Below are 25,752 nucleotides of genomic sequence, written 5' to 3'. Positions count from 1 at the left end.
GTACCTACACCATAAACGATTGACACGACTTCTGCTGGACGACCTGATCATCGCCAGCTTTGTCTCTGGCCCGGGGCCGACTACACTGCCAGTGACGGAGCGAGGAAAAACGAAAAAGGAGTTAACCCTTGGATCTTGCCCAGGCTTCATTGCAATTCGATGCCGCTCTGGCAGACTTTGCCCGCGCCCGCAGCGCGTCACCACAAGCCTCCAGCCTGGGGCTGCTGGAGCGTGCGCGCCTTCTAATGACGCTGCCGGGAGGTTTCGATGTCCTGTACCGCCGGGTTCGCGCTCTGGAATCCGCCGGTATATTCGGCACCAGTGACTGGTCCAAGCCCGCCATACTGCAACCTGCCCTGGCCAAGCACTCACTGCGAGAAGCCGGTGCGGTTACCACCGTTGTCGAGGCGATCAGCGAAATACGGCTGCTGGCGGTGGTGCGCGGTGACTATTTTCACCCTGGCATTTCCTCCGAGCAGGCCCGGCATTTCCTCACCCAGGTGATGGCCCTGAACCTGGACCTGCTGTCTGGCACTCTCACCGAGGCCGATCGCGAACGGCCCAAGCAACTCGGCCCCTTGGTGCTGGGGCTTTACCAATACCTGATATCCCACCTTGGCTACGAGAACCTGCTGGACAGCCTGGTGGCTGAGGTGTGGCGGCTACTGGAACAAGGCCCTGTGCAGGTGGACAGCATCTGCGACATGATCGGCCAGATCGCCAAATGCCTGTACGACCCGGAACTGAAAACCACCGGCACGGCCGACGCCACCCGGCTGGTACGGGCCCTGTTCGCACCAACACCCGGCAGCCGCGAAGACCCCGGATTGGACGTTTACCAGCTACGCCTGACCCAGATGGACGACGTTGAACTGTCCGCGGAAGCCAGCGAGTTCGCCCGCAACATGCACGACACCGGGCTTGCGTCCCCTTATCATGCCGTGTTCTTACGTTTCCTTCGTACCAGCGACGAGGACGAACTTATCCCCACGGCCCTGGGCCTGACAATGACCGGGCTGGATGACCTCTACTGCTACAACCAGCTTGTGGATGCCTTGATTGATGAAGCCATCCATCCGGAAACCTGTCAGGCGGTCTACGGGCTGACCATGATGCTGGAGCGGGGTTCGCTGTTCACCCCACCGGTCGCCCAGGCACTGTGGCGGCAGATCAAGCTTAAATTATCGGCGGAAACCGAGCAGGCTCTGTCAGAAGCGTTCGGCGATGAGGTTCCACCAAGAGTGTTCCTGCTGGCCGGCGTGCTCAACCTTCTGGGCCAGCCACTGGGCGTGGGCCAGGGCAACAACCCCAGTTGCCAGTCTGCCATAGGATTGTCCATGTGGGCGGCCAACGAGGCTGATTACCTGCTGCAGGTACTCACCTGGGCAGCCCGCGACAACGAGGTACTGAGTCGGTTTGAAGGTTGGGAAGTGTCATCCAAGAACCTGGAGCCGGGCCTGGTCAAAGATACTCCGGTGGATGTGGATCCGGTTTCACTGATCCTGATTCCCCATCTGGACCGGATATACGGTGAGATGTGGCGGCGCTGCGAAGACCGTAACGACGACGCCCACCGCTGGATCAACCCGGAGTTCTATGGCTGGTGGGTCAGCCACGGCTTCAAGGTAGTGGCCGATATCCACACTGGGGAAGTCACCGACTACGACGATTTCATCCGGCACTTCTACGCCAGCTATCACCCCTACTACAACGGCAACATTCCGGTGATTCACCACCAGCCTGCCGGTATCGCCGTTACCGACAGCGCCGCCCGCTTCGTCGGCCGACATGCCATTACTATCCTGAGAGTGGCCCTGAGCCCCAGAAACGAAATGCGGGTGTACTTCTTCAACCCCAATAACGACAGCGGCCAGGACTGGGGCCAGGGCATCACCTGCTCAACCCGGGGAAACGGAGAGATTCGGGGTGAGGCGTCCCTGCCCGTGGCGGAATTCACGTCCCGCCTCTATGTGTTTCACTACGACACCTTGGAACTGGGCGACCTGACAGCCATACCCGAGGCCGAAGTGGCCCGGGTCATGGCGTTGGGGTATGGCAGTTGGGCGGCCAGCGACGATTAACTCATGTTCTTGCGCATGAAGTTCTGGATCTCACCCACAATACCCGAGCGGAAAGCCATCACCGTCAGCACGAAGATACCGCCAAGAATGGGATCTACCCAGTCACCCAGCGGCCCCTGGGCCAGCTGATATTCCAGGTTCACCACGAAAGTGGCGCCGACCACCGGGCCCAGCAACGTGCCGGTACCACCCAACAGAGTCATCAGGATGACTTCGCCGGACATGTGCCAATGAGCGTCGTTGAGAGACGCAAGCTGGAACACCACGGTTTTCACCGATCCGGCCAGGCCGGCCAGGCCTGCGGAGATCACGAATGCGAGGAGCTTGTAGCGATCCACGTTGTAGCCAAGGGACACCGCCCTGGGCTCGTTCTGCTTGATCGCCTTGAGCACCTGCCCGAAGGGCGAGCCGACAATGCGCTGCACCGCCAGATAGCCTCCCAGGAAGACCGCCAGCACGAAATAGTACATGGCGTAGTTGTTACTCAGGTCAACAAAGCCGAACAGGTGGCCGCGGGGTACGCCGTGCATACCGTCCTCACCACCGGTAAACGGGGCCTGTACGAAGAAGAAGTAGACCAGTTGCGCCAACGCCAGGGTGATCATCGCGAAATAGATTCCCTGGCGGCGAATGGCCACAACCCCGAAGCCGAGCCCCAACACCGTTGCCGCCGCTGTGCCCACCAGAATCCCCATTTCGGTCGTCAGACCGGAGAAATTCGAGAGCAGGTAACCGGTAGTGTATGAGCCCGCCGCCAGGAACGCAGCGTGCCCGAAAGACAGCAGGCCGGTGTAACCCAGCAGGAGGTTGAACGCCACTGCGAACAGGGCGAAGCACAGGATTTTCATCAGGAACACGGGGTACATCACCGCCGGTGCCAATAGGAGCAGCGCCAGCAGCACAAGATTCAAAATCTGCTTCTTGCGTTGCTCGGATTTCTGCTGCTGAATAATGCTTTGCTGGATATCTGTCTGCGTGGTTGCGTTCGCCATGACTATGCCTCCTTACCAAACAGGCCCGACGGGCGAATCAACAGGACAACCACCATCACCAGGAAGATCACGGCTGCCGACCCTTCCGGGTAGAACACTTTGGTGAACCCTTCTACTACCCCCATCATCAGGCCGGTAACGACGGCTCCGGCGATAGAACCCATGCCGCCGATGACGACCACGGCAAACACCACGATGAGTATGTTGGAGCCCATTACCGGCGATACCGAATATATGGGTGCGGCAAGCGCACCGGCGAAGGCGGCGAGCATGACACCAAAACCGTAAGTGAGGCTGATCAGCAGTGGCACATTGATGCCAAAACCCTGCATCAGCTGGGAATCTTCCGTGCCGGCCCGCAGGTAGGAGCCAAGCCGGGTTTTCTCAATCATGAACCAGGTTGCGAAGCACACCAGCAAGGCAGCCACGATCACCCAGGCTCGATAGTAGGGAAGGAACATGAACCCGAGGTTCATACCACCTCTGAACACCTCCGGCATGGAATAACGCAGGCCGGAAACGCCGTAAATATTGGTCAGAACACCTTGAAGGATCAGTGCAATCCCGAAGGTCAACAACAGGCTGTAGATGTGATCCTGGCCCGCGATGCGGCGCAACAGGAAGTACTCCAGCAGAATGCCGAAACAGCCAACAATCACGGGTGCGACGAAGAGCGCTACCCAGTAGTTGACTCCGAAGGCATCAAAAATCAGTACGGTACACATCGCACCGAGCATGTACATGGCACCGTGGGCGAAGTTGATGATTTTCAGCAGGCCAAATATTACCGCCAGGCCGAGGCTCAGCAGAGCGTAAAAGGCACCATTGATCACCCCGAGCATCAACTGGCCAGACAGCACGGCCACGGGGACTCCCAGAATCTCGGTCATGTTACAAACTCCAAAAGCAGCGCAACGGATCATTCACAAGTTGCGTGTCTGCAGGTCAGTGGCCGCCCCGCCAGCACTGCTGGATAGCGCGGGACGGCCCAGTCGGTCAGAACATCAGTTTTTGGTTACGAGCTTGCACTTGCTCTCAGACAGCGGGCGATAGGCCTCGTCCCCTGGGATGGTGCGTACGATGTCGTACAGGTCCCACTCGCTCTTGGACTCCTCGGGCGTTTTCACTTCCGCCAGGTACATGTCGTGAACCATACGGCCGTCCTCACGAATGATGCCGTTCTTGGCAAACATGTCGTTGATCGGCGTATCCATCATCTGCTTGCGTACCGTTTGGGCGGCATCCGAACCGGTGGCCTTCACGGCGTTCAGGTACTGCATGGTGCTGGAGTAGATACCGGCGTGAACCATGGTGGGACGAACGCCTGTTTTTTCCATGAAACGGTCAGACCAGGCACGGGTTTCGTCGTTCATGTCCCAGTACCAGCCGGTGGTGAGCTGGATGCCCTGGGCAGACTGAGCACCCAGTGCGTGAACGTCGGTCAGGAACAACAACAGCGCCGCCAGGGTCTGGCCGGACTGGGTCAGGCCGAATTCACCGGCGGTAGTGATGGCATTGGTGGTGTCTGCACCGGCGTTTGCCAGGGCCACCACGTCAGCGCCTGAGGACTGCGCCTGCAGGATAAAGGACGAGAAGTCAGAGGTTGGGAAGGGATGACGCACTGCCTGCATCACTTCGCCGCCATTCTCTTCCACCACACGGGTTACGTCGCCTTCCAGGGCGTGACCGAAGGCATAGTCAGCGGTCAGGATAAACCAGCTCTTGCCACCTTCTTTAACCACCGCGCTTGCCGTACCGTTGGCCAGCGGATAGGTGTCATACACGTAGTGGATGTGGTTCGGCGTGCAGTGCTCGTTGGTAATACTGGACGCGGCAGAACCGGAGACGATACCCAGTTTGTCGTTTTCTTCCAGGATGTTGCTGACGGCAATGGTGACCGAGGAAGCAACCAGGCCGGCGATCAAATCAACGTTCTCGTTCTCCACCCAGCGCCGGGCAGTACTGGAGGCGGAATCCGGGCTGTTACGATCATCCGCGCTGACCACTTCGATCTTGGCGCCATTGACCGTGCCACCGAAGTCCGCGATGGCCATTTCCAGGGCTGTCTGGCCATTGGGGCCGGCCAGGTCACGATAGGTGCCGGACATGTCGGCCAGGTAACCGATTTTAACGGTGTTGTCGGATATCTCAGCCTGGGCAGCACCCACAAACATGGCTGATGCAATCGCTGATGTCAGAAGCTTTTTGGTGATTGTCATTGTTGTTTCTCCGCTACTGTCTTTGCGTTGGTTTTCGGGTTTCGTTCTTATTGCTCTTGTTGCACTCTTTATTTCACTCTCATCCCCAGGCCTTACACACCCAGGTACTTGTCCAGCATCGACTGCTTGGCCTCAAGCTCGTCGGCGCTGATCTCCTCCACAATCTGGCCGTGTTCCATCACATAGTGACGGTCCGCCAGGGGTGCGGCGAAATGGAAATTTTGCTCAACCAGGACAATGGTCAGGCCTTTTTCCTTCAGCTTGACCAACACCTCGCCCAGTGTTTCAACGATGACCGGAGCCAGGCCTTCGGTGATTTCATCCAGCAACAGCATGTTGGCGCCCGTTCTCAGAATCCGGGCCATGGCCAGCATCTGCTGCTCACCACCCGATAGTTTGGTGCCAGGGCTGGTACGGCGTTCGTACAGGTTGGGGAACATGGAGAAAATTTCCTCCAACCCCATGCCGCCACTTCGGACGACCGGCGGAAGCGTCAGGTTTTCCATGACATTGAGTCCGGAAAAAATGCCCCGGTGTTCGGGGCAATACCCTACTCCCAACCTTGCAATGTGGTGAGGCGCACACGTCATGGTCTCCTCACCGTTAATCATGATCGAGCCGGTGCGGCGGCCCACCATATTCATAATCGCTTTCAGGGTTGTGCTACGCCCGGCCCCGTTGCGGCCCAGAAGGGTGACCAGTTCCCCGCGCTGAACCTCCAGATCAATGCCATGGAGAATGTGGGACTCGCCATAGAACGCGTGAAGCCCGGAGATTCGTAGCTGTTCGTAATCTTTCGAGTGGGCCTGGGTCATTCCGCCGCCTCCTGCTTCTTGGTGGCCGTGCCACCCATATACACCTCACGCACACGGGGGTCATCGGACACCTGTTGGTAGTCGCCTTCGGTGAGCACGGCCCCCTGTGCCAGCACGGTGACCCGGTCGCACAATTTGCTGACCACACCCAGGTTGTGTTCCACCATCAGCACTGTGCGGCCTTGAGCGGCCTTGCGCACCAGTTCAACGACCCGCTCCACGTCTTCACTGCCCATTCCCTGTGTGGGCTCATCCAGCAACAGCAGCTCCGGCTCCATGGCCAGAGTGGTGGCCAGTTCCAGGGCGCGTTTACGACCGTAGGCGAGTTCGACGGTGGTGGTATTGGCGAATTCAGTCAGCCCCACACTGTCCAGCAGTTCCATGCAACGCTCATTGAGCTTGTTCAGGGACTCGCCGGATTTCCAGAAGCGGAAGGAGTTTCCTTCAAAGCTCTGCAGAGCGACGCGAATGTTCTCAAGCGCCGTCATATGGGGGAAAACCGCAGAAATCTGAAAGGAACGGACCACCCCTTTGCGGGCAATGGCCGCCGATTTCATTGAAGTGATGTCCTCACCCTTGAACAGGATTTTGCCTCGGGTAGGAATCAGGAATTTGGTGAGCAGGTTGAATACCGTGGTCTTGCCCGCGCCATTAGGGCCGATCAGGGCATGTATGTGGCCACGCTGCACCTTCAGGTTAACGTCATCGACCGCCACAAAGCCCTTGAACTCTTTGACGAGGCTTTGGGTCTCCAGAACGAACGGGTCACTCATGAGCCATTCTACCTTTGTTATTGTTGTGCGTTTATACTGTGTACAGAGTAGATTGACGTCTACGTAAACGTCAACCGAAAATCGTACTTTTTTGGCCAATCGCCATTCGCAAAAAATCACTGACCAACGTCAGCGCCTGGGCAGGCTGCTGCAAGTGGGGCGAATGCCCCGTGCCAGCCATGAACACCGGTTCAGCCCGATGCCCGATACCCTCCACAATCCGGGTCACCTGCTCTGGAACGCCATATTCATCATCGTCCCCTTGAATGATCATAGCCGGGCAACGAATGGCGTCCAGCCAAGGGCCAAAGTCCATGGACTCTTGAAATCCCTCATCCAGCCAGACGTCCTGCCAGGCGTAGAACAACGCATCAGTGCGTTCGCCGTGATGGCGCAGTAACTTCTCGCGAATACCTTCTTCCAGGTAGCGACGGCGCATGTCGCGGATACCAGCCAGGGTGAGGTGATCGGCCCAGGTATGGGCGGCCATGGTGACCAACCCTTTTACCCGCCCTTCCAACGCTGCTGCGGCAATCAGGGCAATGGAGCCGCCATCGCTGTGGCCCACCAGAATCACCTCATCAATCGCCAGCGCATCCAGCAGCCGGGGCAACCACACGGTGCCTTCCTGCTCCAGATAATCGTAGGGACGGGGCAACGGCTCGTCACTGGAGGCACCGTAACCACGGCGTTCATAAATCAGCGCATCGAGGCCCGTGACCTCCGCCAACTGGCGCGGGAACTGCTTCCACAAGGCAATGTTGCCCAGGGATTCATGCAGGAACACCAACACAGGCCCGGTACGGTCACCGTGGCTCAGGCGCTGGGCCTGAACCCTGACGCCCTCCCCCAGGGAAACCGAAAGATTGCTGAGGTTCATGCCGTCACCGCTGCGCCGGAATCGCGTAGGTGATGGTGGCATGGGCAACCGGGTCTTCCAGGCCATCGGAGAGAATATAGACTTCACCCACCCCACTGGTCTTGCCGATTCTCAGCATGCTGGCCCGCGCCCGGATCGGGCTGTGGGCCACGGGCTTGCGCAGGAAGTTGATGTTGAGGTTACTGGTCACCGCCAGCGGCACCAGGCCGATTTTTCCCAGCAGGGCGGCATACAGGGCCACATCCGCCAACGCCATCATGGCGGGGCCGGACACCGTGCCGCCGGGGCGCAGATGCTCTTCAGCAACCTCCAGCTTCATTTCGGCCCAACCGTCGCCCAGTTCCTGCAAGGTACCGTAGCGGGCACCCTGGGGAAACTGCTCGGCGAGGAAGGCCTGCAGCTCCTCGAAGGTGACAATCATCCCTGCTTCTCTTCCTTCGCCTGGTTACGCAGAACAAAGCGCTGGATCTTGCCACTGGGGGTTTTCGGCAGCTCATCCACGAATTCAATTTCACGGGGATAGGCGTGAGCGGAAAGGCGATGGCGAACCAGCTCCTGCAGCTCGTCCTTCAGGGCCTCTTCGCTTTCAGGCTCCTGATCACCCTTGATAACCACATAAGCCTTGATAATAGAGCCCCGCTTTTCGTCGGGCTTCGCCACCACACCAGACTCGGCCACCGCCTTGTGCTCCAGCAGGGTGCTTTCCACATCGGCCGGGCCCACACGGTAACCAGCAGTGGTGATAATGTCATCGTCACGGCCGCTGAATGAGAAGCAGCCACCGCCATGATTCACCACCATATCGCCGGTGAGGTAGTAGCCATTCACGAACGGGTCTTTTTCGCCCCAGGTGTAGCCGTCGAAATGGAACAATGGCGAGGCGTTCACATCCACTGCCAACTGGCCGATCTCACCTTCGCCCACAACTTCATTCTTTTCATTGAGGGCAACGACTTTGTGGCCAGGAGAGGAATAGCCCATGGAGCCCTGGCGCACCGGATGATCAAGGCCATGGAAGTTACAGCAGGTCATGCCGGTTTCGGTCTGGCCATAGTGGTCCTTGACCGGGCAGAAATGACGCCGCTCAATCCAGCTCACCACCTCCGGGTTCAGCGGCTCACCGGCACTGCTGGCCACCCGAAGGCCAAGATTCTCTCCTTCCGGAAGAACGTGGTCATTGGCTTTCAGCAACCGATAAGCAGTCGGGGCCGCCGCCAGGTTGGTGATCTTGTACTTGCGGATCATGTCGTAGGTGGTTTCCGGGGTAAACGCGCCCGGGTTGAAATGGGTGGCATGCCCCATCAGCAACGGGCCCACCACGGCGTAGTAAAGACCGTAGGCCCAGCCCGGATCAGCCACGTTCCAGAACACGTCGTCGTCCCGCAGGTCGATGGCATATTTCATGTACACGTAAAACGCCAGCAACGCCTTGGCAGGAACCGCAACACCCTTGGACTTACCAACCGTACCCGAGGTAAACATCTGCAGGAACGGATCACCACCCTTGATCAGTACCGGTTCAAACTGGCCAGACTGCTCTGCCAGTGTCTTTTCAAAGTCCGGGATATCGCCACTGACTTCGGCCGCGCTCACGCACACCACAGGTGCGCAGTCCTTGACCTCGGTAAGTTTCGGGTAGTTGACGGGGTCAGTGACCACCAGCTTGGTGCTGGCGCGCTCGAAACGATACTCGATGGCACCAGGGCCAAAGGCGGTGAACAGCGGCTGGTAAACGGCGCCAGCGCGAAGGGCGCCCGCGATGACAATCAACAACTCAGGGCTGCGAGGCAGCAGGGCGGCAACCCGGTCGCCCTTGCCGATACCGCGGGAGGTCAGGTAGTTCGCAAAACGGGCGGATTGTTCTTTCAGCTCGGCGAAGGTCAGCTTGCCGGAACCGCCGTCAGCTTTTTCGTAATAAAGCGCAATCCGTTGGGGGTCGTCTGCCCATTTGTCACAGATTTCCGTACAGACGTTCAGGCCATCGTTCAGGTTACCCTCCAGAATCTCGGCTTCGAGGCTGGCGGGGTCGAAATTGTCATAGACCGATTGGTAATCCGGGAGGCTCATAATCCAGTCCTTTTATTGTTGTGGCAAATTCTTAACTCAATGTGTATCACAGGCTATAGTTTACGTAAAGGTAAACTTCAAGCTAAAAATAAGCGCCTTCAAAACCCATCAGCATGAACGAAAAGCTCGACCCAGATGGTTCTGAAGGCGCTGCCTGTTCAGCCCTGCTCGCGGTAATAGAACTTCTGTATGCTGGAGAAATCCAGCCCGCCATTACCCTCGTTGGCATGGAGCGCAAACAGGTTACGGGCCAACGACCCCATGGGGATGGGTGCCTGATTCTTGACCGCATTGTCGAAGGCCAGCCCCAGGTCCTTGTTCATCAGGTTCACCAGGAAACCGCCTTCGTAGTCACGGGACGCCGGAACACCCTCCATGACACCCGGCCAGGGGTTGTAGACGTTCAGCGCCCAGTTACCACCGGAACTCTGTTTCATGATTTCCGACAGTACCGCAGGGTCCAGGCCGTTCTTCACGCCCAGTGCCAATGCTTCGCTGGTACCGCTCATCAGGATGGCCAGCAGCATGTTGTTGCAGATCTTGGCAACCTGCCCGGAACCGTGGGGGCCAGCGTGGAAGATATTCTTGCCCATACCTTCAAGAATGGGTTTGGCGCGCTCGAACGCGTCCGCCTCACCACCACAGATAAAGGTCAGCGTGCCCGCCTTGGCGCCACCAACACCGCCGGAGACCGGCGCATCCATAAAGGTGATACCGGCCGCCACAGCTGCTTCGGCCACACCTTTCGCGGTTTCCGGTGCGATGGTGGAGGAGTCGATCACCAATGTGGTGGACGGCAGGTTTTTCAGCAGGCCGTTGTCGCCCAGATAAACCGCTTCCACGTGCTGGCCCGCAGGCAGCATGGAAATCACCACCTCGGCACCCTCCACTGCTTCCTGAATCGTCGCCGCAGATTTCGCACCTTCGCTGGTGAGTGCCTTGACCGCCTCGGAAGACAGATCAAACACCGTCAGGTCGTGTCCCGCCTTAACGAGGTTGGTGGCCATGGGGCCACCCATGTTGCCAAGACCGATAAATGTGATAGTCGCCATATTGTTGTTCTCCATTTTTGATCAGTGTTGGTCTGTTCGGTTTTTTCAGGGCTCGATAAAGAATCGGTCGATCCATTCCGGGTCCACGCTCTTCAGTGTCGGGAAATGCCAGCGTGGCTTCAGGTCCTTGTCGATCAACAGTGCCCGGACGCCCTCGGCAAACTCACCCATCTTCAGGCAGCGTTTCGATATTTGAAGCTCCTTGTCGAAAACCTGGGACAGGCTGTCGTGCAAGGTGTCGTGATAGTGTTGCCAGGTCAGAGTCAGGGACGCCGGCGACGCCGCCGCGACCGTCTTGACCGCCTTGATCAGCCAGGGATCTTCGCCGGCGTACTGGCTCAGGTTATCCACCACGTCTACCAGCGAATCGCCGTCGGTAAGGGCCTGGATCACATCAAAGTGCTCGCGTACCACGGCCTGTGGCATTGCCTCGCGGGAGCCCTCCTCGAATCTGCGCAACACTTTGCTGACAGCGGCATGGGCGCCACCCTCAAGGCCGGCAAAGCCCGACTGCTGCAAGGCCTGCTTGACCTCCTCGCGCATGTCGTGGCGAATAAACCGATCGGCCAACCCGGTAAACAGCGCATCAGCGCCGTTCATCCGCGCCCCGGTCAGCCCCAGGAACAAACCGATCCGGCCCGGCATTTTGTTGAGGAACCAGCCAGCGCCGACATCCGGGTACAGGCCGATACTCACTTCCGGCATCGCCACACGTGAATGCTCCGTCACCACGCGATGGGAGCCGCCAGACATCAGGCCGATGCCGCCGCCCATCACCACGCCATTGCCCCAGACAATAAAAGGCTTGGGATAGGTGTGAATCTGGTAGTCCAGTTCGTATTCGTCGGTGAAGAATCTATCCCCTTCACTGACGGCACGACTGTCAGAGCGCGGCTCTGTCATGTCGCGATACAGCGCCACGATGTCCCCGCCGGCGCACAGGGCCTTGTCGCCCTCGCCTTCCAGCCACACGGCGCCGATGGTGTCGTCCGCGGCCCACTGGTCCAGCTTTGCCCTCAACAGGTGGATCATCTCCAGCGACAATGCGTTCATGGCGCGCGGAGCGTTCAGCCGTGCCACACCAATGCGGCTACCGCCAGCGGCTTCCAGTTCCTCAAAAATGACTACTTGATCGCTCATACCATTCACTCAGTAATCCGGCCCGATTTATCGATGCTTTTAACGGTTTTTCCATTCCGGCGTGCGCTTTTCAAGGAACGCATTCACGCCTTCGCGCTGGTCTTCGGTGCTGAACAGTTCGATAAACAGTTCCCGCTCCATTCTCCAGCCATCGTCGTGGCTGCGACCGTCACGGGCGCTCATCACCAGGGTCTTGCAGCGGGCAACAGACGACGGGCTCTGCTTGCCGGCCATCTCCGCCAGCTCCAGCGCCTTGTCGAGGGCTGCGCCCTGAGGCACCACTTCTTCCACCAGCCCGATGCTCAGGGCCTTGTCGGCCTTGATACGCTCACCACACAGGATCATGCGCTTGGCCCAGCCTTCGCCGACCAGCCATGGCAGGTTCTGGGTGCCACCGGCACAGGGCAACAGGCCAACGGTGGCCTCTGGCAATGCCATCTGGGCATGCTCCTCGGCAATGCGGATGTCACAGGCCAGGGCACACTCCAGGCCACCCCCCATGGCATAGCCGTTCACGGCCGCAATTGACACGCCACGGAAGCGAACCAGGGCATCGAAAGCCTGGCCAAACGCCTGCGCCATGACACTGGCGTTACCAATGTCGCCATCGGCGAAGGCCTTGAGGTCGGCACCGGCAGAGAAAAACTTCTCGCCCTGGCCAGTGACCACCAGCGCAAAGATATTGCGATCAGCGTTGAGCGCCTCAATCGTCTCTTCCAGCGCCTTCAAAGACGCCTTGGTCCAGGTATTGGCCGGGGGGTTGTTAATGGTGATGATCGCGGTGTGGCCGCGCTTTTCCAGCTGAATCAGTTCGCTCATGTGAATTCTCGCCTTTTGTTAGTTGGCAGAAGCGTTTATTGGATAGCTTCAGCGACACCAGGCTCCAGTAGCCGGCGGGCTACGATCAGCCGCATGATTTCGTTGGTGCCTTCCAGAATCTGATGCACCCGCAGGTCGCGTACGTAGCGCTCCAGCGGATACTCGCGGATATAGCCGTAACCACCGTGGAGCTGAAGTGCTTCGTTGCACACCTCGAAACACGCATCGGTGGCGAAGCGTTTGGCCATGGCGCAATGCAGCGTGGCTTCGGTATCGCCCTGATCCAGCCGGTAGGCTGCCAGGCGAACCATCTGCCGTGCGGCTACCAGGTTGGTTGCCATGTCCGCCAGCTTGAACTGCAGCGCCTGGAAGCCCGCCAGGGCCTGGCCGAACTGCTCGCGTTCGTGCATGTAATTGCGCGCGCGCAGCAGCGCCGCCTGGGCACCACCCATGGAGCAGGTGGCAATGTTCAGGCGCCCGCCGTCCAGGCCTTTCATGGCGATCATGAAGCCCTGACCTTCTTCGCCCAGCCGGTTATTGGCTGGCACGCGCACGTTCTCGAAGGTAATCTGGCGAGTGGGCTGGCTGTTCCAACCCATTTTTTCCTCGGCCTTGCCGTAGTGGATACCGTCGCTGTCAGCGGGCACCACAAAGGCACTGATCCCTTTTGGGCCACTGCCGGGTTCGCCGGTACGAGCCATCACCACCAGCATCTGGGTGGCGCCGGCGCCGGAAATAAACACCTTGCTGCCGTTCAGTACGTAACTGTCGCCGTCCCGTGTGGCCTTGGTGCGCAGGTTACCGGCGTCAGAGCCGGCACCCGGTTCCGTCAGGCAGTAGGAACCCAACCATTCACCACTGGCCATTTTCGGGGCGATCTGTTTCTGGATATCGGCATTGCCAAACTGCGCCACCATCCAGGTCGCCATGTTGTGGATGGTGATGTAGGCGGCCGTGGAAGGACAGGCAGCAGCCAGCTCTTCCACGATCACGCTGGTATCCAGCCGCGACAGCCCCATGCCGCCCTGGGCTTCCGGCGTGTAAATACCGCAAAAGCCCATCTCACCGGCCTCGCGAATCACTTCCACCGGGAACACATGCTCGGCATCCCATTTGGCAGCGTGAGGCGCCATGGCCTTCTCCGCGAAGGCCCTGGCGGCCTCGCGGAAGGCCAGCTGATCTTCAGTTAGATCAAAGTTCATGGGCTCCCCTTACCGCATGCGGATGGAGAAGTTGGTTTCAGCCACCGCATCGCTGCTGAACCAGCGACAGGTAATGGTCTTGGTCTCGGTGTAGAACTTCACCGCCTGCTTGCCGTAGGCGTGCTGGTCACCGTAGAAGGAGCCTTTCCAGCCAGTGAAGGAGAAGAACGGCAGGGGCACCGGAATGGGCACGTTGATACCCACCTGACCCACTTCGATCTCATGCTGATAGCGACGTGCTGCACCACCGGAGCTAGTGAAGATGGAAGTACCGTTACCGTAAGGACTGTCGTTGACCAGGTTGATGGCATCTTCCAGGGTGTCCACTTCCATGCAGGCCAGAACCGGGCCAAAGATCTCTTCCTTGTAGACATCCATCTCCGGCTTGACCCCGGCGAACAGCGTCGGCCCTACCCAGTTGCCGTCAGGCAGACCATCAACGGTGCAGTTGCGGCCATCCAGCAGCAGCTTGGCGCCTTCTTCCTCACCGCGGGTAATCAGCGATTCCACGCGCTGCTTCGCCTGCTTGCTGATAATCGGCCCATAATTGGCTCCCTTGTCGTTCCAGGCACCGGGTCTGACCGCAGCCAGGGCTTCCTTCACTTCCGGAATCCACTCCTGGGCCTCGCCCACGAACACGGCCACGGAAATCGCCATGCAACGCTGGCCGGCAGCACCAACCGATGCGCCTACCAGAGCTTTGACCACCTGATTCTTGTCCGCGTCCGGCAGGATCACCATGTGGTTCTTGGCACCGGCGAAACTCTGTACACGCTTCATGTTACGGGTGCCGGTTTCGTAGATGTAACGGCCCACCGGTACGGAGCCAACGAAGGACACAGCCTTGATGGCCGGATCGGTCAGCAGCACGTCTACCTGTTCTTTACCGCCGTGGACAACCTGCAACACACCCTTGGGGGCGCCTGCTTCTTCAAACAGCTCCGCCAGACGCATCGGGGTCAGCGGGTCCTGCTCGGACGGCTTGAGAATGAAGGTGTTACCGGAGGCAATGGCCATCGGGAACATCCACAGCGGGATCATGGCCGGGAAGTTGAACGGCGTGATACCGGCACAGACACCCAGCGGCTGGGTGTAGGAATAGGTGTCGATCTCGCGGGCCACGTTCTCAACGGTTTCACCCATCATCAGTGAGGGGATGTTGGCTGCGTGTTCCACAACCTCGATACCACGCCATACGTCGCCTTTGGCATCCTCGAAGGTTTTGCCGGTTTCGCTGGACAGGATCTCGGCGATTTCATCATGGTGTTCTTTCAGCAGGGCCTGGTAACGCATCATCACCCGGGCGCGCTCGGAGACCGGGACCTCTTTCCAGGTCTTGAACACTTCGCCTGCGTTGTCGATAGCGCGACGCATCTCGGCGTCGGTGGTGCAGGGTGCACGGGCAATCACTTCATTGGTAGCTGGGTCAGTAACGTCAATCCACTGCTCAGTCTGGCTTTGGACGAACTCACCACCGATATAAAGGGGTACGTTTTTCATAGCAATATTCCCTGTCATTGTTGTAGGTCTTTGGGCCTGTGCCCTATGGTTGTCATCGATCCTAGCACAGCCTTCTGCCGCTTAATGATTGACTAAGTTTCGACCATGATGGACTATCTTTCGAATCCATCATGAAACAGGCGCCTACGATGACCAAAACATCACAGTGGCCCGTACCACCGGACAGCATTCGTTATGTCATCCCTGACCCGGTCATACGCGGCCTGTCACGACATCCGCTGACCCGCGACCTGTACCCGCTCGCCTTCGGTCACTATCGCCGCGCCGCAGGCCACCACATGCACCGGGAGCACCACAATGACGATCTTTTGATCCATTGCACGGAGGGGGAAGCCTACCTGAATGTCGAAGACGAACCCTGCCTGATACGGGCGGGCGACCTGGTGCTGATACCGGCCGGCGCCGCCCACCGATACACCGCCGCACCGGAGAACCCATGGACAATTCATTGGGTGCACTATGCAGGCCCATTGGCGGAACACTTTCGGGAACACATGGGATTTACCGACGGCATCCGCGTTCAGCACATCGGTCGGCAACCCCGATTGCTGGTGGACTTCAACGGCCTGCTTTCGGTACGGCAGACCGGTTTCCGCACCCCCGGCCTGGTGCATGTGGCCAACCGGCTACGCCAGTTGCTGGCGGCCGTTCCGCTGAGCGTCGGCGAGGCCGGCCAGGCGCAGCAGCCAGACCTGGACATCATTCATAACTTCATGCGCGAGCATCTGGATGAGCGCATCACGCTCAATCAACTGGCGGACCTGACGGGGCTCTCACCCGCACACTTTGCCACCCGCTACCGGGCCCTGACCGGCGTCTCCCCGATCCAGCATTTCCTGCACCTGAAAGTGGAACAGGCCTGCCAGTTACTGGACACCACGGACCACTCCTTTACCCAGATCAGTAGCCTTCTGGGCTATGACGACAACTATTATTTTTCGCGACTGTTCAAGAAGGTCATGGGCCAGTCCCCCACCGACTACCGCCACACCCATCGTCATTAACCCTTGATGATATTCCTTTCATAAAAGGAACTTGCGGTTGAAAAACTGACTCACACCCGGAGTTACTGCGTATAGGTTTGAACATTTACCGACAAAGAAGGAACACGGACCATGGCGACTGCAAAAGGCTACGCAGCTGAATCAGCCGACTCAAAGCTGGCCCCCATCAGCTTCGAACGGCGCGAACCGCGCCCGGACGATGTCTCCATTGAGATTGACTACTGCGGGGTCTGCCACACCGATATCCACTTCGCCCAGAACGATTGGGGCGTCACGCAGTTTCCGGTAATTCCCGGCCACGAGATCATTGGCCGTGTCACTGCTGTTGGCTCCGACGTGACAGACTATAAGGTGGGCGATACGGTCGGCGTAGGCTGCATGGTGGATTCCTGCCGTAGCTGTTCCGCCTGCGAATCCGGCCTCGAACAGTATTGCCTGGAAGGCATGACCGCCACCTACAATGGCGAGGACCGTTATGACGGCTCCATCACCTACGGCGGTTATTCCGACCGGGTTGTGGTCAGCGAGCGCTTTGTGGTGAAAGTCCCGGAAAAGCTGGACCCAGCCTCCGCCGCCCCCATTCTCTGCGCAGGCATTACCACCTACTCCCCACTACGCCACTACGGCGTGCGACCTGGCGACAAAGTGGGCGTTATCGGCATGGGCGGCCTCGGCCATATGGGCGTGAAATTCGCCAAGGCCCTGGGCGCGGAGGTCACCATCTTCACTCGCTCCGAAAGCAAGGTGGCCGAGGCGAAGAAACAGGGCGCCGACCATGTTGTCGTCTCCACCGACGACAGCCAGATGGAAGCGGCCGCCGAATCCTTCGATTTCATGCTGGATACCGTGCCGGTACAGCATGACCTGAATCCGTACCTGAACTGCCTGACGTTCGACGGCACCCACATCCTCGTGGGCTTACTGGAACCGGTCGATCCGCCCCTGGAAGCCGGCGGCCTGGTATTCAAGCGCCGCGTGCTGGCAGGCTCTCTCATCGGCGGTATGCCCGAAACCCAGGAAGTGCTGGATTTCTGCGCCGATCACGGCATCACCTGTGACGTGGAAATGCTCGACATCAAAAACATCAACGAAGCCTACGAGCGCATGAAGAAAGGCGATGTGAAGTACCGTTTCGTGATCGACATGAAGACACTGAAAGCCGCATAACCAAACGGCCAGCCGCCAGCCACGCTCTGCCGGCGCTGGCGGCTGCGGCTGCCCCCTGTTAGCTTATGCACTAAGAAACGACACACAAAGCTTACTGATCGTAACGTCCCTGGGGGCGTACTCTGTGAAACTGCGAAAATCCGTCACCAGGGATGACTATGGGATTTACCGTTCACCTGCCGACTTTGCTGCTGCTTTCTGTCGCGATCAATCTATTGATCGGTGGGTTATTGTGGGCCATTTTCCGGCTGCGTTCCCGCCAGCATTGTTTCCGGTTGTGGGCACTGGCGTGTATGGCCTTCGCGGTGGGTACCCTGTTCGCAGGCACACGCGCCTTTATCGATACGCCCTGGATCACCGTGTTCCTGGCTCACCTGTTTCTCGGCCTTTCCCCGTTGCTGGTATTGGCGGGCCTGCAGCGCTTCTCCGGCAGTGCATCGCGTAAAACCCGCCGCTCCCGCCATGCTCTGCGCTTATCCGCGGCCTGTTATCTGCTGATCCTGCTGCTCACCTTCCAAGGCGATCCGCTGAATGCCCGCCTGCTAACAGCCCTGTTCTCGGCCGCCATTTTCATTTTTGCGGTCTACACCCTGTCGAAACTGGATACCACACCGTCACTGCCCGTCAGGATTCTGAAAGTGCTGTTTACCATGCATGGGGTACTGATGATGTCCCAGGCACTGGTGATCGGCATGGACTGGCTTGGCCTGAACCAGGCCAATACCGGTTTCGTGCTGCAGTTAATCCTCGTCAACCATATTCTGCTGGCTACCGCGACGACCCTGGCACTGCCATTGCTGGCCTTTACCCATTCCGAACAGCGCCTGAGAGTGATGGCGGAGCGCGACGGCCTGACCGGGCTATACAACCGCCGCTCCCTGTTCCGGGAAGGCATCCGGGCCTTTGACCAGGCGACACAGTCCCAGACGCAGTTGGCGGTACTGATGTTGGACCTGGATCACTTCAAACAAGTCAACGACCGCTGGGGACATGCAGCCGGAGATGACGCCCTCCGCCTGGTCGCACGCACGCTGAAAAACGAACTCAGGGATGACGACATCATTGGCCGTGTCGGGGGAGAAGAGTTTGCGATGGTGCTTCGCATCACCGGTGATGACGACGTGCGCATCATCACCCGCCGTCTGCTGGACACCATCGCCACCAACGGCCAGGAAATAGACGGGTTGCCACTGTACATCTCCGCCAGCATAGGGGGTGTTGAAAAAGCCGGCCATCACAAAACCTTCGCAGATATGATGATCGAAGCCGACGCGGCGCTATACAATGCCAAGGACAAGGGCCGGAACCGGGCAGAATTCGGAAGACTGACGCCGGAGACCAGCGTTAGCTGAAACGGCCCGACAACAGTAATTCGTTGGAGGCCATGTGACACCCCCACCCGTATACACTCAAGCCAGCGGTCATGTGCTGACCATTGTTCTCGCCCGCCCGGAGAAACGAAACGCCGTCGACCGCGAAACTGCCAACGCCCTGCGCCAGGCGTTCAGCGACTTTGAGGCTGATGACACCCTCAAGGTGGCTGTGCTCTGGGGCGAGGGTGGCAACTTTTGCGCCGGCGCCGATCTGGAAGCCGTCGGCGATCCGGAGCGCCGCAACGAGATCGAGGCAACCGGAACAGCCCACGGCCCAATGGGCCCTTCCCGCATGTCATTGTCGAAGCCGGTGATCGCTGCCGTATCCGGCTACGCCGTGGCCGGGGGGCTGGAGCTGGCACTGATGTGTGACCTGCGAGTCATAGAGGAATCCGCCACCTTCGGCGTGTTCTGCCGCCGCTGGGGGGTACCGCTGATCGATGGAGGCACCGTGCGCCTGCCACGCATTGTTGGCCACGGCAACGCCATGGATATGATTCTGACCGGTCGACCGGTTAATGCGGAAGAAGCCAAGGCGATGGGGCTTGCAAATCGGGTGGTGCCTGATGGACAGGCGCGATCCGCAGCAGAAGCTCTTGCCGCCGACATTGCAGCGTTCCCGCAGAAGTGCCTGCGCGCCGACCGACACTCCGCCATTCACCAGTGGGACCTGGAACTGTCCGAAGCCTTGGCGGCGGAAGGCGCTGGCGGCTATCCTGTGGTGTTCGAGGAAGCCATCGAGGGCGCCGGCCGGTTTTCCGCTGGTGCCGGACGCCATGGTGTTTTTTATAGTCCCGACGAACCCGGCGAGCCATCATGAGACTGGTCTGCATATCCGATACCCACAGCATGCACCGCCAGGTGGTGGTGCCCGATGGCGACGTGCTGATCCACGCCGGCGACTGCCTGGGAGTGGGCACCCTTGAGGAACTCGAGGACCTGGACAACTGGTTTTCCGAACAGCCCCACCGCCACAAGATCCTGATTGCCGGCAACCACGACTGGTGCTTGCAGGATGAGCCTGCGGACGCCGAAGCACTGATCAGGAACGCCGTTTACCTTCGGGACAGAAGTATCGACATCGAAGGACTGAAATTCTGGGGCAGCCCCTGGACACCGATCTTTTTCGACTGGGCATTCAACCTCGAGCGTGGAGCGCCCATTGCCGAGCGCTGGGCACAGATACCGTCAGACACTGACGTTCTTATCACCCATGGTCCGCCAGCAGGCATCCTCGATAAGGTGAACGAGTCTCTGGCGGTAGGCTGTAACGATCTGGCCAGGGAGCTGGAACGGCTCACGCTCAAACTCCACATCTTCGGGCATATCCACGAAAGCTATGGCCAGCAAATGCTGAATGACTGCCTGCATGTCAACGCCAGCACCTGCACCGGCCAGTTCAAGCCGCTGAACCCACCGATTGTCGTGGATATCTGACGCCCAGCCATGCCCCTCGCATCAGACCAGCAGACTCACATTCCCGGCACCGCGGACCTGGACAATCCGCTGTACTATCTCGAGAACTTCGAGACAGTGGTGCGCTGGGTCCGGCGTTTTCACAGCGATCTGCTGACCGCCGATGAAATCGGAAAGGTAGATGGCCTGCTGAGCCTGGATCAGCCGGCAAGGGCACTGCTGGCTCGTATGGTCATGCGCACCGGCGACCTGTTCCGGGTGGAGAAGTTCAACTACCCGGAGATCGGTGTACCGGTGAATGACGCCGTGAGCGCGCTCGCCACCAAGGGCTGGATTGAAGACAATCCGAGCGCTCCCCTTGCCGAGCTGTTTCGCCTGTTCACGCTCGGCGAGCTTCGCACTGCCCTCGCTAACCAGATCTCCGCGGCCGGCCTGCCAGCGACGGCCGCCAAGGGTCTTCTGAAAGACACCCTGATTCCACTGCATCCCGACATCGCTCCTGTGGACCTCTGGCTACCAGACGTCTCCACACAGGTAATCCGCCTGAACCACATGGCCCTGTTTGACCGACTGCGGCTGATGTTTTTCGGCAACCTGCGCCAGAGCTGGTCCGATTTCGTACTGGTGGAGCTGGGCCACCAGCAGTATGAACAGGTACCGCTTTCTGCCGAGTCCCGGGCTTTTGACGAACGTGACGACGTGGATCGTTATCTGGTGGTGCACCACTGCCGGGAACGCCTGGATCAGGGCGAGGCGCCAGAAACGGTATGGCAGGACATCCCCACGGCCAATGAGAATGCCTGGTTGGAAAGCCGGCGCGGCCGCTTGCTGTTCGAACTGGGCAAGCTGGCTGAGCGCGGCGGTAACACCGAGCTGGCGTTGAAGGCCTATCGCCTCAGTGGGCACCGCGAATCACGGCTGCGCCAGCTACGCCTTCTGGAACGGCTGAAGCAACACCACGAGGCCTGGAAGATTGCCCAGGCCGCCACCGACGAACCCAGGTTTGGCGCCGAGGAACGCGGACTCGAACGCATCCTGACGCGGTTGGCGAAGAAACTGGGAGAGGCGCTACCCCAGCAAAGCGAACGCCCGCAACTGACGGCGTTCACCCTGGAACTGGACAATCCGGACGGCCACTCGGTGGAGTGGGCGGCCATGCAACACCTGAGCGAACCCGACACCCCCGTTGCCTATGTGGAAAACACCCTCATCAATGGCCTGTTTGGCCTGCTCTGCTGGCCCGCCCTGTTCGAACCATTGCCCGGCGCATTCTTCCATCCCTTTCACACCGGGCCGGTGGACCTGTACCGGGAGGATTTTGTAGAACGTCGTCAGGCACTGTTTGACGACTGCCTCGGCACGCTGGCCTCTGACAATTACAAAACCCGAATCCGCGATACCTGGCAGGAAAAACAGGGCATCGCGTCGCCGTTTGTGATCTGGCCAATACTCTCGGAGGAATTGCTTGAAATGGCGCTGACGTGCATCCCGGCCCAACACCTGGAGCGGATGTTCCGGCGCCTGCTGGGCAACCTGCGCGAACACCGCAGCGGCTTTCCTGACCTGATCCGCTTTCGGCCCGACCACAACGATCCAAACCGGCGCTATGAAATGATCGAGGTCAAAGGCCCTGGCGACCGCCTGCAGGATCATCAGACCCGATGGCTTGAGTTCTGCGTTGGCCACGGCATTCCCGTCTCCGTCTGCTATGTGCGCTGGACCGACCGATGACCGACCTCAACGTCGCGGTACGAACGCTGTGTGAATTCGCCGCCCGCAAGGGCGATCTGGACCTGCGCTACACCCCGGCGCCCACGTCGGAAGAAGGCATTGCCGGCCACGGTGCGGTGCAGGCCCGTCGCGGGCCGAGGTATCAAAGCGAAGTGGCGCTGGCCGGCCAATGCGGCAAACTGATGGTCAGCGGGCGGGCCGACGGTTATGACCCGATCGCCGGCCGCCTGGAGGAAATCAAGACCCACCGCGGTGACCTGTCCCGGGTACGGGAAGCCCAGCGCAATCTACACCGTGCACAATTGCGGGCCTATGGAGCACTACTGTGCCGACAGGAAAAGTTGAGCCAGATCGATCTCGCCCTGATCTACTACGATGTCGGCAAGGACAAGGAAACCCCCATCACCGAAACCGCCCTCGCAGAGGAACTGTGGCAGGAGCTGGAACAGCTCTGTGAACACTACAGCGACTGGGCTGAACAGGAAGCCAATCACCGGCATGAGCGGGATCTGGCGCTGAAAAACTTGACCTTTCCCTTCCCGGACTTCCGACCTCAGCAGCGCGCCCTGGCGGAAACCGTCTACAGGAACAGCGTCCGTCAACAGACATTGTTGCTGGAAGCACCCACCGGCCTAGGCAAGACGCTTGGCACCCTTTTCCCGGCCCTGATGGCGATGCCCACGGCCAGACAGGACCGCCTGTTCTACCTGACCAGCCGCAATACCGCCCGGCAACTGGCCGTCGATGCCGTTCACCTGTTGCGGGAAAAGCAACCCGGCCCGTTGCCCCTGCGAACCCTGGAACTGGTGGCCAAGGATCATGCCTGCGAGCACCCGGACAAGGCGTGCCATGGGGACGCCTGCCCGCTGGCGAAGGGCTTCTTCGACCGGTTGCCGGCGGCCCGTAAGGACGCCGCCAATCACAGCGGCGCCCTGACCCAGGTGGTACTGGCGGACATTGCCCGCCAGCACGGTATCTGCCCCTATTTTCTGGCGCAGGAAATGGCCCGCTGGTGCGATGTGGTGGTGGCCGATGTAAACCGGATGTTCGACCAGTCCGCCCTGCTCCATGCCCTGGTTCGGCAGAACGACTGGAAAGCCAGCCTGCTGGTCGACGAGGCTCACAACCTGGTGGACCGCGCCCGCGGCATGTACTCCGTGGAGCTGAGCCAGGCACATCTGCTGCGGGTTCGGAAACAGTCGCCCAAGGCTTTGAAATCAAAACTCGATGGCGTGTCCCGGGCGTGGCAATCGGTGATCCGCGACCATTGCCCCGACATCAGCCGTGAGCCGGTGATACTGGACAATCTTCCAGGTTCACTGACCGGCGCTCTGAATCGACTGGTCTCCGCCATTACCGACTACCTGGCGGACCATCCGCCGGACCTTATCCTGCAGGAACTGATGTTCGAAAGCCTGGCCTTTACCAAGCTGGCGGAGGTGTTTGGCGATCATTCCCTGTGCGAGCTGATCAGGCCGGCGAGAGGAAAGGCCAGACTCACCATCCAGAACCTGATCCCGGCGGACTTCCTGGCCCCGCGCTTCGAAGCCGCCGACAGTACGCTGATGTTTTCCGCGACCCTGTCGCCTGGTGTCTATTACCGGGACCTGCTGGGCATGCCGGAGGACACCTGCTTCCGCTCCCTGCCAGGCCCCTTTACCCGCGACCAGCTTGAGGTGAATTTCACCCCGGACATCAGCACCCGGCGGCCGGACCGGGAACGCTCGCTGACGCCCATCGCGGAACTGATCCACCGGCAATACCAGCAGCGGCCCGGCAACTACCTGGCGTTTTTCAGCAGCTTTTCCTATCTCAACCGGGTACAAGAGACTCTTCTGCAACAGGCGCCCGACCTGCCGCTTCGAGCCCAGCGCCCCGGCATGTCCACCGAGGAGCGCACGGCGTTCCTCAAGGCCTTCCATGAGAACAATACCGGCGTCGCCCTGGCCGTACTCGGAGGTGTGTTCAGTGAAGGCATCGACCTGCCCGGCGATCGCCTCATCGGCGCTTTCGTGGCAACGCTCGGCCTGCCGCCCTTCGACAATTGGCATGAAATTCTGCGCCAGCGGCTCGAGCAACGCTTCGGTGCCGGCCACGCCTATACCTACCTGATTCCCGGCCTGCAGAAAGTCGCCCAGGCCGCCGGCCGGGTTATCCGAACGCCGGAGGACACCGGCGTGATCTGGCTGATCGATGACCGCTTCCTACAACCGCAGATCCGCAACCTGCTACCGGCCTGGTGGGCTTAGGTCGGTTCCACGGAGATCTTCTTCTGGCACATCATCAAGGCAATGGTCAGCAGGCAAAATGCGGCACCGGCATAAAACGTCAGCGCAGGGCCGGCCCAGGTCCATAACATTCCCGCAACCGCACTGGCCAGAAACAGAGCAACACCGCCAACCAGATTGAAAAAGCCAAACGCGGTACCACGCAGGGCTTTGGGTGCGGTATGGGCAACCATGGTAGCCAGCAGTCCCTGAGTCATTCCCATGTGCAGCCCCCAGATAACGGAACCAACGAGCGTCCACAGCCAGTGGTTGCCCAGCGCCAGGACCAGGTCCGCGATGAGCAAGACCACCAGGCCCGTAACCAGTAGCTGGCGATGGTCCATACGATCAGACAACTTGCCGAACGGGTAGGCCGATAGGGAATAGGCAATGTTCATAACGACCAGAACGACCGGCAGCCAGGCAACACCCAGCCCTCCGTCTTCCGCTCGCAACAGTAGGAAGGCTTCGCTGAATCGGGCCAGGGTGAACAAGGCGCCGGTGGCCACCACTGCCCAATAGGCTCGGCTCAGTTGCTTCAGACTCTCACGGCTTATGGGATTGGCCCGCCGCTCAGTAAGCGGCTGTTCCGGCTCGCGAATTCCAACGATCAATAGCAACACGGCCAGAGCTGCGGGCACCACCGCCACCCAGAACACCGCCTGATAGTCGTTTTGCCAAAGCAGCATCAAGCCGATCGCCAGCAGGGGACCGATAAACGCCCCCACGGTATCCAGGGACTGACGCAGACCGTAGGCAGCGCCTCGCATTTCAGGGGGTGCGAGATCCGCCACCAAGGCGTCGCGCGGCGCACCTCTGATGCCTTTTCCGACACGATCGGTAAGCCGGGCCGCCAGAATCCACCCCAACCCCGGTGCGAGGGCAAACACCGGTTTGGTCAGTGCGCCCAGACCATACCCCAAAACCGCCAGCCCCTTGCGCTTACCCAGATAGTCACTCAGTGCGCCCGAAAACACCTTGACGATCGGCGCGGTCGCTTCCGCCGCGCCCTCAATCAGCCCGACCATTAGCGCGCTCGCGCCGAGGACGGAAACCAAATAGATCGGCAACAGGCTGTGAATGATCTCCGAAGAAATATCCATCAGAAGACTGACAAATCCGAGTATCCAGATGCCTGTTGGTAGCTGGCGTTTGGCAAGCGTGGATGTCGTCACACGTGTTCCTTGATGCTGCGATGAGGCTTTTCCGAAAGCGGATCATTGTGCCTCAAAT

General features: G+C 59.6%; 22 protein-coding genes. 8 read left to right on the top strand and 14 right to left on the bottom strand.

Annotated elements, in window-relative coordinates; translation table 11 throughout:
- The first annotated feature begins 128 nt into the window (after positions 1-128).
- Entirely contained in the window at positions 129-2,081 is a 1,953-nt protein-coding gene (locus ACTRWH_RS04890) for a hypothetical protein (RefSeq protein ID WP_421858668.1), read from the top strand.
- On the opposite strand, the gene ACTRWH_RS04885 is transcribed toward ACTRWH_RS04890, so the two are convergent.
- The 13 genes from ACTRWH_RS04885 to ACTRWH_RS04825 all read right to left on the bottom strand — a co-directional run bounded on the left by ACTRWH_RS04885 (position 2,078) and on the right by ACTRWH_RS04825 (position 15,540).
- On the bottom strand, positions 2,078-3,073 hold the full coding sequence (locus ACTRWH_RS04885) for a branched-chain amino acid ABC transporter permease (RefSeq protein ID WP_041333636.1): 996 nt from the start codon (positions 3,071-3,073) through the stop codon (positions 2,078-2,080). The two genes, ACTRWH_RS04890 and ACTRWH_RS04885, sit on opposite strands and share 4 nt — an antisense overlap.
- Before the next feature lie 2 nt (positions 3,074-3,075).
- Positions 3,076-3,963, bottom strand: coding sequence for a branched-chain amino acid ABC transporter permease (locus tag ACTRWH_RS04880; RefSeq protein WP_075195407.1), 888 nt, complete (start codon positions 3,961-3,963; stop codon positions 3,076-3,078).
- Positions 3,964-4,077: 114 nt separating this feature from the next.
- A complete protein-coding gene (locus ACTRWH_RS04875) occupies positions 4,078-5,292 on the bottom strand; it encodes an ABC transporter substrate-binding protein (protein WP_075195408.1) in 1,215 nt (404 codons plus the stop codon).
- A 92-nt stretch (positions 5,293-5,384) separates the two neighbouring features.
- Positions 5,385-6,107, bottom strand: a complete 723-nt coding sequence (locus tag ACTRWH_RS04870) for an ABC transporter ATP-binding protein (RefSeq protein ID WP_036202479.1) — start codon at positions 6,105-6,107, stop codon at positions 5,385-5,387.
- Entirely contained in the window at positions 6,104-6,880 is a 777-nt protein-coding gene (locus ACTRWH_RS04865; protein ID WP_036202477.1) for an ABC transporter ATP-binding protein, read from the bottom strand. The genes ACTRWH_RS04870 and ACTRWH_RS04865 overlap by 4 nt, the downstream gene beginning before the upstream one ends.
- A gap of 70 nt (positions 6,881-6,950) precedes the next feature.
- Positions 6,951-7,760 (bottom strand): alpha/beta fold hydrolase, encoded by an 810-nt coding sequence (locus ACTRWH_RS04860; RefSeq protein ID WP_421858673.1) that lies wholly within the window; start codon positions 7,758-7,760, stop codon positions 6,951-6,953.
- A 4-nt stretch (positions 7,761-7,764) separates the two neighbouring features.
- Entirely contained in the window at positions 7,765-8,181 is a 417-nt protein-coding gene (locus ACTRWH_RS04855; RefSeq protein WP_075195410.1) for a PaaI family thioesterase, read from the bottom strand.
- The gene (locus ACTRWH_RS04850; protein WP_462825999.1) at positions 8,178-9,827 is read right to left on the bottom strand and encodes an AMP-binding protein; all 1,650 of its coding nucleotides are present in this window, start codon (positions 9,825-9,827) and stop codon (positions 8,178-8,180) included. The genes ACTRWH_RS04855 and ACTRWH_RS04850 overlap by 4 nt, the downstream gene beginning before the upstream one ends.
- Positions 9,828-9,985: 158 nt before the next feature.
- Complete coding sequence (mmsB, locus tag ACTRWH_RS04845) at positions 9,986-10,879, bottom strand: 3-hydroxyisobutyrate dehydrogenase (RefSeq protein WP_462825998.1); 894 nt, start codon at positions 10,877-10,879, stop codon at positions 9,986-9,988.
- Positions 10,880-10,924: 45 nt separating this feature from the next.
- Positions 10,925-12,019 carry an enoyl-CoA hydratase/isomerase family protein gene (locus ACTRWH_RS04840; protein ID WP_350034475.1) on the bottom strand — a complete coding sequence of 365 codons (1,095 nt, stop codon included), beginning with the start codon at positions 12,017-12,019 and terminating at the stop codon, positions 10,925-10,927.
- Between the two features lie 39 nt (positions 12,020-12,058).
- Positions 12,059-12,838 (bottom strand): enoyl-CoA hydratase, encoded by a 780-nt coding sequence (locus ACTRWH_RS04835; protein ID WP_036202464.1) that lies wholly within the window; start codon positions 12,836-12,838, stop codon positions 12,059-12,061.
- Between the two features lie 35 nt (positions 12,839-12,873).
- A complete protein-coding gene (locus ACTRWH_RS04830; RefSeq protein ID WP_041333630.1) occupies positions 12,874-14,040 on the bottom strand; it encodes an acyl-CoA dehydrogenase family protein in 1,167 nt (388 codons plus the stop codon).
- Positions 14,041-14,049: 9 nt separating this feature from the next.
- Positions 14,050-15,540: a CoA-acylating methylmalonate-semialdehyde dehydrogenase gene (locus ACTRWH_RS04825; RefSeq protein ID WP_075195413.1), complete on the bottom strand. Its 1,491-nt coding sequence runs from the start codon at positions 15,538-15,540 to the stop codon at positions 14,050-14,052.
- 149 nt (positions 15,541-15,689) lie between these two features.
- Here ACTRWH_RS04825 and ACTRWH_RS04820 point away from each other — a divergent pair, with 149 nt between their 5' ends.
- The 7 genes from ACTRWH_RS04820 (at position 15,690) to ACTRWH_RS04790 (ending at position 24,501) form a co-directional block, all read left to right on the top strand.
- The gene (locus tag ACTRWH_RS04820; RefSeq protein ID WP_041333627.1) at positions 15,690-16,565 is read left to right on the top strand and encodes an AraC family transcriptional regulator; all 876 of its coding nucleotides are present in this window, start codon (positions 15,690-15,692) and stop codon (positions 16,563-16,565) included.
- Positions 16,566-16,676: 111 nt separating this feature from the next.
- Positions 16,677-17,732: an NAD(P)-dependent alcohol dehydrogenase gene (locus tag ACTRWH_RS04815; protein ID WP_075195414.1), complete on the top strand. Its 1,056-nt coding sequence runs from the start codon at positions 16,677-16,679 to the stop codon at positions 17,730-17,732.
- A gap of 158 nt (positions 17,733-17,890) precedes the next feature.
- Positions 17,891-19,084, top strand: a complete 1,194-nt coding sequence (locus tag ACTRWH_RS04810; RefSeq protein WP_462825997.1) for a diguanylate cyclase — start codon at positions 17,891-17,893, stop codon at positions 19,082-19,084.
- Positions 19,085-19,118: 34 nt separating this feature from the next.
- Positions 19,119-19,925, top strand: a complete 807-nt coding sequence (locus tag ACTRWH_RS04805; protein ID WP_085681836.1) for a crotonase/enoyl-CoA hydratase family protein — start codon at positions 19,119-19,121, stop codon at positions 19,923-19,925.
- Positions 19,922-20,542, top strand: a complete 621-nt coding sequence (locus tag ACTRWH_RS04800; protein WP_085681837.1) for a metallophosphatase domain-containing protein — start codon at positions 19,922-19,924, stop codon at positions 20,540-20,542. The genes ACTRWH_RS04805 and ACTRWH_RS04800 overlap by 4 nt, the downstream gene beginning before the upstream one ends.
- Positions 20,543-20,551: 9 nt before the next feature.
- Positions 20,552-22,252 carry a VRR-NUC domain-containing protein gene (locus tag ACTRWH_RS04795; RefSeq protein ID WP_462825996.1) on the top strand — a complete coding sequence of 567 codons (1,701 nt, stop codon included), beginning with the start codon at positions 20,552-20,554 and terminating at the stop codon, positions 22,250-22,252.
- The gene (locus ACTRWH_RS04790; RefSeq protein WP_462825995.1) at positions 22,249-24,501 is read left to right on the top strand and encodes a helicase C-terminal domain-containing protein; all 2,253 of its coding nucleotides are present in this window, start codon (positions 22,249-22,251) and stop codon (positions 24,499-24,501) included. The genes ACTRWH_RS04795 and ACTRWH_RS04790 overlap by 4 nt, the downstream gene beginning before the upstream one ends.
- On the opposite strand, the gene ACTRWH_RS04785 is transcribed toward ACTRWH_RS04790, so the two are convergent.
- Entirely contained in the window at positions 24,498-25,694 is a 1,197-nt protein-coding gene (locus tag ACTRWH_RS04785; RefSeq protein ID WP_198324878.1) for an MFS transporter, read from the bottom strand. The two genes, ACTRWH_RS04790 and ACTRWH_RS04785, sit on opposite strands and share 4 nt — an antisense overlap.
- Between the last annotated feature and the right edge of the window lie 58 nt (positions 25,695-25,752).

Source organism: Marinobacter sp. G5_S1_61_S3 (assembly GCF_054968585.1).
This window is presented reverse-complemented; position numbering and strand designations above follow the sequence as displayed.

Coding starts and splice junctions, on each gene's coding strand:
- ACTRWH_RS04885 (WP_041333636.1), bottom strand. CDS start 3,073: ATGGCGAACGCAACCACGCAGACAGATATCCAGCAAAGCATTATTCAG.
- ACTRWH_RS04880 (WP_075195407.1), bottom strand. CDS start 3,963: ATGACCGAGATTCTGGGAGTCCCCGTGGCCGTGCTGTCTGGCCAGTTG.
- ACTRWH_RS04875 (WP_075195408.1), bottom strand. CDS start 5,292: ATGACAATCACCAAAAAGCTTCTGACATCAGCGATTGCATCAGCCATG.
- ACTRWH_RS04870 (WP_036202479.1), bottom strand. CDS start 6,107: ATGACCCAGGCCCACTCGAAAGATTACGAACAGCTACGAATCTCCGGG.
- ACTRWH_RS04865 (WP_036202477.1), bottom strand. CDS start 6,880: ATGAGTGACCCGTTCGTTCTGGAGACCCAAAGCCTCGTCAAAGAGTTC.
- ACTRWH_RS04860 (WP_421858673.1), bottom strand. CDS start 7,760: ATGAACCTCAGCAATCTTTCGGTTTCCCTGGGGGAGGGCGTCAGGGTT.
- ACTRWH_RS04855 (WP_075195410.1), bottom strand. CDS start 8,181: ATGATTGTCACCTTCGAGGAGCTGCAGGCCTTCCTCGCCGAGCAGTTT.
- ACTRWH_RS04850 (WP_462825999.1), bottom strand. CDS start 9,827: ATGAGCCTCCCGGATTACCAATCGGTCTATGACAATTTCGACCCCGCC.
- mmsB (WP_462825998.1), bottom strand. CDS start 10,879: ATGGCGACTATCACATTTATCGGTCTTGGCAACATGGGTGGCCCCATG.
- ACTRWH_RS04840 (WP_350034475.1), bottom strand. CDS start 12,019: ATGAGCGATCAAGTAGTCATTTTTGAGGAACTGGAAGCCGCTGGCGGT.
- ACTRWH_RS04835 (WP_036202464.1), bottom strand. CDS start 12,838: ATGAGCGAACTGATTCAGCTGGAAAAGCGCGGCCACACCGCGATCATC.
- ACTRWH_RS04830 (WP_041333630.1), bottom strand. CDS start 14,040: ATGAACTTTGATCTAACTGAAGATCAGCTGGCCTTCCGCGAGGCCGCC.
- ACTRWH_RS04825 (WP_075195413.1), bottom strand. CDS start 15,540: ATGAAAAACGTACCCCTTTATATCGGTGGTGAGTTCGTCCAAAGCCAG.
- ACTRWH_RS04820 (WP_041333627.1), top strand. CDS start 15,690: ATGACCAAAACATCACAGTGGCCCGTACCACCGGACAGCATTCGTTAT.
- ACTRWH_RS04815 (WP_075195414.1), top strand. CDS start 16,677: ATGGCGACTGCAAAAGGCTACGCAGCTGAATCAGCCGACTCAAAGCTG.
- ACTRWH_RS04810 (WP_462825997.1), top strand. CDS start 17,891: ATGGGATTTACCGTTCACCTGCCGACTTTGCTGCTGCTTTCTGTCGCG.
- ACTRWH_RS04800 (WP_085681837.1), top strand. CDS start 19,922: ATGAGACTGGTCTGCATATCCGATACCCACAGCATGCACCGCCAGGTG.
- ACTRWH_RS04795 (WP_462825996.1), top strand. CDS start 20,552: ATGCCCCTCGCATCAGACCAGCAGACTCACATTCCCGGCACCGCGGAC.
- ACTRWH_RS04790 (WP_462825995.1), top strand. CDS start 22,249: ATGACCGACCTCAACGTCGCGGTACGAACGCTGTGTGAATTCGCCGCC.